This is a genomic window from Paraburkholderia sp. UYCP14C, assembly GCF_004197395.1.
Taxonomy (GTDB): Bacteria; Pseudomonadota; Gammaproteobacteria; order Burkholderiales; family Burkholderiaceae; genus Paraburkholderia.
Window position 1 is genome coordinate 1 of sequence record NZ_SELS01000333.1, and the last position, 538, is coordinate 538.

Sequence of the window (538 nt, forward strand, 5' to 3'; positions counted from 1 at the left end):
CTCATGGCCTGACATTTCGCGATTCCTGTCGCGGGAACCATGGCGTGCGGTTGAAGAGTTCATTCTCGATCCGTTCGCCGGACGCGGTGCGTTGGAACGATGGTTCGGCGACTTCAGTTCAGCGCGCTTCCAGCCGCGCATCGACGTGGTCGACGAAGGAAAGGTGCTGCGCGTAACTGCCGAATTACCCGGAATGGAGCGGGACGATCTGAACGTCACCGTGGAGGATGGGGCGCTCGTGTTGCGAGGCGAAAAAAAACAGGACGTGCGCAGCGAGGAGGACGGTTGTTACCGGCTGGAGCGGGCATACGGAAGGTTCGTGCGCACGATTCCGATGCCGGATAACGCCGACCCCGAACATACCCTGGCGAAGTTCGATAACGGTGTGCTGACTTTGACGGTGCCGAAATCTGAACCGTCACGCGCTACTGGCCGCACGATCGATATCGGCTAGTGGCAGAAACAGCGCGACGGCAGTGGATGATCGGGAGCAGGGGGCCGTTAGCTCAGTTGGTAGAGCAGCGGACTTTTAATCCGT

General features: G+C 59.7%; 1 protein-coding gene. It reads left to right on the forward strand.

Annotated elements, in window-relative coordinates; genetic code table 11:
* Positions 1-454 (forward strand): Hsp20/alpha crystallin family protein (locus EVC45_RS45115; protein WP_129964418.1); only part of this gene is annotated, 454 nt, incomplete at its 5' end.
* Positions 455-538: the final 84 nt, after the last annotated feature.